At 61.1% G+C, this 5,200-nt stretch carries 5 protein-coding genes and 1 tRNA gene; 1 reads left to right on the forward strand and 5 read right to left on the reverse strand.

What is annotated here, in order from left to right; translation table 11 throughout:
- Nucleotides 1-322: 322 nt before the first annotated feature.
- The 3 genes from WBV42_RS09585 to WBV42_RS09595 form a co-directional block, all read right to left on the reverse strand.
- Nucleotides 323-397: transfer RNA gene (locus WBV42_RS09585), tRNA-Glu, on the reverse strand.
- A gap of 133 nt (nucleotides 398-530) precedes the next feature.
- On the reverse strand, nucleotides 531-1,715 hold the full coding sequence (locus tag WBV42_RS09590) for a helix-turn-helix transcriptional regulator (RefSeq protein ID WP_423985823.1): 1,185 nt from the start codon (nucleotides 1,713-1,715) through the stop codon (nucleotides 531-533).
- A gap of 50 nt (nucleotides 1,716-1,765) precedes the next feature.
- The gene (locus WBV42_RS09595) at nucleotides 1,766-2,917 is read right to left on the reverse strand and encodes an amidohydrolase family protein (RefSeq protein ID WP_423985824.1); all 1,152 of its coding nucleotides are present in this window, start codon (nucleotides 2,915-2,917) and stop codon (nucleotides 1,766-1,768) included.
- Between the two features lie 111 nt (nucleotides 2,918-3,028).
- Between WBV42_RS09595 and WBV42_RS09600 the strand changes: the two genes are divergently transcribed.
- The gene (locus WBV42_RS09600) at nucleotides 3,029-3,766 is read left to right on the forward strand and encodes an SDR family oxidoreductase (protein WP_423985825.1); all 738 of its coding nucleotides are present in this window, start codon (nucleotides 3,029-3,031) and stop codon (nucleotides 3,764-3,766) included.
- Here the strand turns inward: WBV42_RS09600 and WBV42_RS09605 are convergent, their stop codons facing one another.
- The gene (locus WBV42_RS09605; RefSeq protein WP_423985826.1) at nucleotides 3,767-4,840 is read right to left on the reverse strand and encodes a ferredoxin--NADP reductase; all 1,074 of its coding nucleotides are present in this window, start codon (nucleotides 4,838-4,840) and stop codon (nucleotides 3,767-3,769) included.
- A 54-nt stretch (nucleotides 4,841-4,894) separates the two neighbouring features.
- Nucleotides 4,895-5,200: heterodisulfide reductase-related iron-sulfur binding cluster (locus WBV42_RS09610; RefSeq protein ID WP_423985827.1), on the reverse strand; the 306-nt coding region annotated here is incomplete at its 5' end.

Genomic DNA, 5,200 nt, shown 5'->3' on the forward strand with positions numbered 1-5,200 from the left:
AATCGGGAAACGGTTGGCGGAACCTACTTCTTAAACACACACACTGAGGCTGGAAGACGTTGAAAGAAGTGCTTAGCGGGATTCGAACTCACCGAGAATGAAGATAATTCGATAGTTTACCAAACTCCAAAGCGCTCGCTTTTCGTTGTTGTCTTCGAAAAATGCTCCGTCAGGGATTCGAACTCGCCGAGACGGTCCGGGCATGCGGCGCTCCGCGCCGTTCCGGGCGTGCGACTCGGCTGCTCGAATCCCTTCCGTGTGCGCTCTTTCTCGTCACTGGGAAGACAAACCGCGTCTTCCCTGCTCTCGTTCCTCAAAAGAGTGCTCCGTCAGGGATTCGAACCCTGGTCCTTGCCGTGAGAGGGCAAGATGATTGGCCGGACTACACCAACGGAGCGTGTGTACTCAATCGTAATCGCACGGACTGTTTAACAGTTGCGTTTCGGAAGCGCCGTGGCGCGGTATGACACATTCTGAAGCGGGAACACGCATCGCTCCCGATACAGTTCGCACCGAAAAATCGATGATCGTCAACGGTCGAGCGGCGACCCGGCGGCGTCCGGTTCGTGCCCGTCGAGGCTGATGATGTTCTCGCGACCGACGCGAAGCTTGCTGATATCGCCCTCCTCCTCCATCTCCGAGAGGAGCATGCTGACCTTGGATTTCGACCAGCCGGTCTCGTCCACGATGTTGACCTGCTTCATCCGGCCGCCGTTCTCGCGGAGGAGTTTCTTCACCCGTGCCTCGTCGGTCAGCAGTTCTTCGTCGCTGACTGCGGGTTCGGCAGGCGGAGTGTTCGACTCGCGAGCGACCGTACCGCCGCCAGCACCACCACCGCCACCACCAGGTGTACTTCGACCGGACGATAGGGAGCCGAGGCTTCCCTGCCGCCACATGAACACCGCGACCAGCCCGATGAGGACCAGGACGACGGCGACGAACAACATCATCGGCGACCGTGAGTTAGAACCTTGGTTCCCACCGCCGGGTGGAACGCTGCTGTTGTTCGTGGTCGTCGTGGTCGTCGTGCTACTCTGGGGTGGTGAGGAGAACTTCACCATCGGATGCTGGTCGGTGAACTCCCGCGGACCGGTCCAGGACACGGAACTGCTTTCCGCTAACGTGTCACCGGACATGTTCACTCCCTTCGTCGGGCGAACTTTCTCGAAGGTCATCCCGTCCGCGTGGTTGATGACGAGCGTCTGGTCTTTCCCGAGATAGAGGCCGCCCTTGAACACGTCGCCGATGTTCGTGACGTTGCCGCTACCGTACGCGAACGAGGACCACGTAAATGACATCTCGACGACACCGCGGGTCGTATCTCCGTCGATCCCTTCCTGATTGATGTAGGCGTTCTTCGAGAAGTTGCTGGCGGCCATCTTCCGTTTCGTTCGGTTGTTCGCCGTCCTCGTGAGGTTGACGGCGTTTTCCCTGAAACTCTTGTACATCTCGGTGTCAGAAGAGTTGAACTGGTTTGCAAATTCCTTGAACTGTTCGCGTTCCTGTTTGCTATTCAACGTTTTCTCGTAGCGAAATGTCCAGAGAGCGTCGGCACTGTTCTTATAGACGAAAATATGAAATTCGACATCATCGAACTCCTGGGAAGTGGTAATCTTTTGCGGAGTCGTCGGAGCATTGCTCTGGGCTGTCCCGGAAGCGGGAATCAGCGCGACGAGCAGCACCGTGATGAGGCCGACAGCCAGGAGCCGTCTCATGTACCTTATCGTCCATGGCCGGATATAAAAGACCTTGTGACGTGAGGACGTCACCGAACTATGCTACCATTGCTCATGATTTTTGCCGGGGATTGCCACGTTCGTTCGTCCTCACGGGGGTCGGAATCGAGGACGACGAGGTCCGCACGATAACCTTCCTCGACCAGTCCGACGTCCGACAACCCGAGGAGGTCGGCCGCGTTGACCGTCGCCGCCTCCAGCGCCGCCTCGGGCGACAGACCGTACTCGACCATCAGTTCGAGTTCCTCGGGAATATCGGCGTGGAAGTTGAACGGCGTTCCGGCGTCGGTTCCCATCGCGATGGGCACCTCAGCGTCCATCGCATACTCGAAGGCGTCCGCAACCGAGTCGATGGCGTCTTCGGCCTTCTCGACCGCGTATTCGGGGATACCCGCTTCCGTCCCGTTTTCGACGATACCGGCGGACGCCTTCGCGGTCGGTACCCAGTAGGTCCCCCGCTCGGCCATCATCTCCGCCGCTTCGCGGTCCATGAACGTCCCGTGTTCGATGCTCGAAATTCCGGCACGAACGGCGTTCTTGATTCCTTCCGTCCCGTGCGCGTGGGCCGCCGTCGGCACGTGTTTCGCGGCGGCCGTCTCCACCAGCGTCGTCAACTCGGCTTCGTCCAGTTCGGGGGAACCGGTGATCGCACCGTCCGTCAGAACGCCGCCGGTCGCCATGCACTTGACGACGCCCGCACCGCGCTTGAGTTGCTCACGGACCGCCTTTTTCACCTCCGCTTCACCGTCCGCCTCGCGCCCGTGCCAGTGACCGTGGCCGCCGGTCATGACGACGTTTTGGCCGCAGGCGACGATTCGGGGTCCCTCGATGAGTCCGGCTTCGATCGCGTCCGCGGCGTCGAGCGCGAGCGTCGTCGGCGAACCGAGATCACGAACCGTCGTCACACCCGCGCGAAGGGCATCGCGGAGGTTCGATACCGCACGATAGGAGAGCATCATGTCGCTGTCGCCGAACACCGACGTGACGTCCGGCCGACCGTCCATCGACGAGTGGATGTGCGAATCGATGAGGCCCGGAGCGACGAACTTCCCGCTCACGTCGAGTTCCTCGTCGGCGTCCGATACGTCCCCCACCGAGACTATCTCGCCGTCCTCGATGGCGACATCCGCCTCCCTGATCCCGTTTGCATCTACGACATCCGCACCGCGAAGTACGAGCATGAGCGGTGTGAGACGCGGTGACGAGATAACCGTCAGGGTCCCGGCAGGGTGGGTAGCAGTTCTCAGTTCGTTGGGGAAAGAGGGAATTCGTTCGACGTGAAACGGGGGTGTATGACGGAGACGACAGCGACGAGAACGGCGCTGATAACCGGTGCGAGTTCAGGAATCGGGCAGGCGACGGCTCACGCCCTCGCCAGCGACGGGATGAACGTCGCGCTCGCGGCGAGGCGCGAGTCGGAATTGGCCGACATCGCGGAAGGAGTAGAATCCGAGTACGGCGTCGAGACGACGGTCTGTCCGACCGACGTGCGCGACGAGGAAGCCGTCGCGTCGATGGTCGAGGGGACGGTTTCGGCCTTCGGCGGTCTCGACGTGCTCGTGAACAACGCCGGACTGGCACGGGGCCAGCAGGTCGAAAATCTCTCGACCGAGGAGTTTCGAACCATGCAGGACACGAACGTGGATGGCGTCTTCTTCGCCACACGGGCCGCACTCCCGTACCTCCGCGAGTCGTCCGGCAACCTGATTTTCGTCGGGAGTTTCGCCGGGCGGTTCCCCCGGCCGTTCAATCCGGTCTACGCCGCGACGAAGTGGTGGGTGCGCGGGTTCGCACACAGCCTCGAAGGACAAGTCGGCGAGGACGGCGTGGCCGTCACGGTCGTCAATCCCTCGGAAGTCCGGACGGAATTCGGATCCGAAGAGGGCGAGTCCTTCGAGGAACGGTTCGAACCCGGTAGCGTCACCGAACCGGAAGAGATCGCCGACGCTATCGCGTTCGCGGCGGGGATGAGAAATTCGACCGTCAGCGAAATCGACGTCTACCGCCGGGACAAGTTCTCGAACTTCTGACTATCCGTACCCTTCGTACTGGAGATGGTCATCGGGGACCCCGAGGTCCTTCGCCGCGCTGGCGAGCATCGACACCATCGCGTTGACGCCGCAGGCGTACACTTCGAGGTTGTCGGGATCGATTTCGGCGTCGATGTCGTTGGCGGGTTCGGTCACGTACTCCGCGAGGTCCTCCGAGAGGTTCTCCTCTGCGCCATCGACGAGGTACTTGACGAGCGTCTGTTGGACGTAGTCGGTTTCACCGTCCCAGTCCGTGAGGTACTCCTCGCGCGAACAGGTCGGGATGAAGTGGAAGTTATCGTGTTCCTCGTCCAGTCGCCGGAACTCCTCGAAGTGCGCCAAGTCGTCCTTCCACGACGCGCCGAGGAACAACCAGAGGTCCCGTTGTTCGCCCTCGTACTCGTCGCGTCCCTCCTCGAACGTGTACTGTATCATGCTCCGAAGCGGCGCGACGCCGGTTCCGGTGGCGAGGAAGGCCATATCCCGACCGGACGGCTCTTCGAGGACGAAATCACCGTTCGGCCCGCGAATCGTCACCGTCTCGCCTTCCTCGATGTCCTCGAACAGTTTCGACGTGAGATGTCCGTGCGGAACCCGTCGAATACAGAGTTCGATGCCGTCGTCGTTCGGTGAACTGGCGATGGAGTAGACGCGAGGAGTGTGTTCGTACCGCATCGTGGTGTACTGACCGGGGACGAAATCGAACTCCTCATCCATCTCGATGCGAAGGCTCATCAACGATGGATACGGTCGCTGATATCTGTCCTTCAGCGACGAGAGCTCCGTCAGCAAGTTCTCGTGTTGGTGCTCGTCCTCCTCCAACGTCGAGATCATCTCGTCCCAGTCCGGGTCGCCCGATTCGACCTCGTCTGCCCAGTCGTCGTGTCCGTCCACCCGAAGCAACTCGGCGGTCCGCTCGATGACACGGTCGGTACGGTTCTCGTCGAGGTGATTCCGTTCGGCTATCGTCGCCGAGTCCGTCACCAGCGGAAGCTCTTCGGCCCGTCTGTGTTGTGAATGCTGTGATGGTATCTCCATGGCCGCGCTGGTTACGAAGATGTGTGCGAGCGACAAAACGCTTCTCGCTATTTCCCGACCCGCTAATCCTATCCGGCGATCTTCCGGACGTTAGTCGAGCGCGTCGGCGACCTTCTGGATCGGGTGTGGCGGTTCCTCACCCTGCCAGTCGCCGAGTTGCGTCCGACAGGACGCGCCCGGCGCGACGACCTCGTTTCCGTCGCTCTCCTCGACCTGTTCGAACAGGATCGATCCGACCGCCTTGCTCATCGAGTAGTGTTCGGCTTCGTAGCCGAAACTGCCCGCCATGCCACAGCACCCGCTGTCGAGCGCGTCCACCTCGTAGCCCGCGTTGCGGAGGACGGCCACGGCGTGGCCGTCCTTCTTCGTCGCCTTCTGATGGCAGTGGCCGTGGTA

This window comes from Haladaptatus sp. (assembly GCF_049589095.1).
Classification (GTDB): Archaea; Halobacteriota; Halobacteria; order Halobacteriales; family Haladaptataceae; genus Haladaptatus.